Genomic DNA, 1321 nt, shown 5'->3' with positions numbered 1-1321 from the left:
GAAGGCGAGCCTCGGCCAACGATAGTGTAGCATTTGCTATGTGACTCTCTACCGCTGTGGGCACTACGACATTGCCAGGCTCCAAATACAAGAAAGCCCGACTCGAAAGAGCCGGGCTTTTTTACGTCTGCAGAAAAGTGAAAAATACATTTCAGATATTATTCGCACAGTCTCCACCACCTCCGTAGCGTGGGTTGAGTATCACGAAACCCGCGGATAAGGCTCGCCGCACATCTTTGTATGGTAAATATAGTGTTCTTATCTCACGAGCTGGATTACCAGCAGCAACAGTATCCGCCTCTATATGTTTCGTAACGACCGATCTCGCAACAATAAAGCTGTAACCCCAAAAGGTATGGGCTTGATCTATTATCAAATTTTTTTAGAAAGTCTTTTAAGTATTTTGCTAATTATCAATTGATAGCAAAGCCTATAAACTTGCCCCATCTTGTATTTACATACCTTACCAAAGGGGAGAAGAGCATGTCTCATCAAATTATTAAAGACTTACATAACCGTTACACGGCTAAAAAATACGATACGAGCAAACGTATTTCATCGGCGGATCTTGACGTAATTAAAGAAGCTATTCGCTTGTCTGCTTCTTCAATTAACTCTCAACCTTGGAAGTTTGTATTGGTAGAAAGTGATGAAGCTAAGCAGCGTTTGCACGATACATTTGCTAACAAGCACCAGTTTAATCAATTACACGCTAAAGAAGCGTCGCATACGCTGTTATTAGCTTACGATCCTAAGTTTACTAAAGAGAAGTTTGTTAAACGCGTGGATGTTGAAGTGAGCTCTGGTCACTTACCAGCGCAACTGCGTGAAAGCTTTATGGGTGCCTACGCTTTTGCTGAAATGAATACGGATGAAAATGGCTACAATGGCAGCTGGACTAAAGCACAAGTTTACCTAGCACTGGGTAGCATTATGCATACACTGGCGCGTTTAAATATTGCATCTACGCCTATGGAAGGTGTTGATCCAGAGTTAATCGGTGAGAAGTTTAGCGAAGAGCTTGATGGTCATATTTGTGAAGTGGCACTTGCAATGGGTTACCCAGTTGAAGAAGAAGATTGGAACTTTGGCAAACCTAAAGCGCGTTTACCAGTTGAAGATATTATAGCTACTGTATAACGTGTTGCTATAAGTTAATTAGCCGAGAGCCTTCTCGGCTTTTTTATTTTTAGAATTGTCTTGTCCTGAAATGTGTTTACACATTTAGGACTTATTTTATGAAAACCACTAAAACTAAAGACGTTAAGCGTACTCAGCGAGATTATACATTAGGCTTTAAATTATCTATTGTTGAGCAAGT

The 1321-nt window shown here is 40.7% G+C and carries 1 protein-coding gene; it reads left to right on the top strand.

Translation table 11 applies throughout. The features are described 5' to 3' along the window. The first annotated feature begins 483 nt into the window (after window positions 1-483). Window positions 484-1140, top strand: a complete 657-nt coding sequence (locus tag PSI06_RS20930) for an NAD(P)H-dependent oxidoreductase (RefSeq protein ID WP_273604804.1) — start codon at window positions 484-486, stop codon at window positions 1138-1140. Window positions 1141-1321 lie beyond the last annotated feature (181 nt).

It is taken from the genome of Pseudoalteromonas sp. GABNS16E, from assembly GCF_028598715.1.
In the GTDB taxonomy this organism is placed as follows: domain Bacteria; phylum Pseudomonadota; class Gammaproteobacteria; order Enterobacterales; family Alteromonadaceae; genus Pseudoalteromonas; species Pseudoalteromonas atlantica.
This window is presented reverse-complemented; position numbering and strand designations above follow the sequence as displayed.

Bases quoted from the DNA above. Each gene is read 5' to 3' on its own strand.
- PSI06_RS20930 (WP_273604804.1), top strand. From the start codon at position 484: ATGTCTCATCAAATTATTAAAGACTTACATAACCGTTACACGGCTAAA.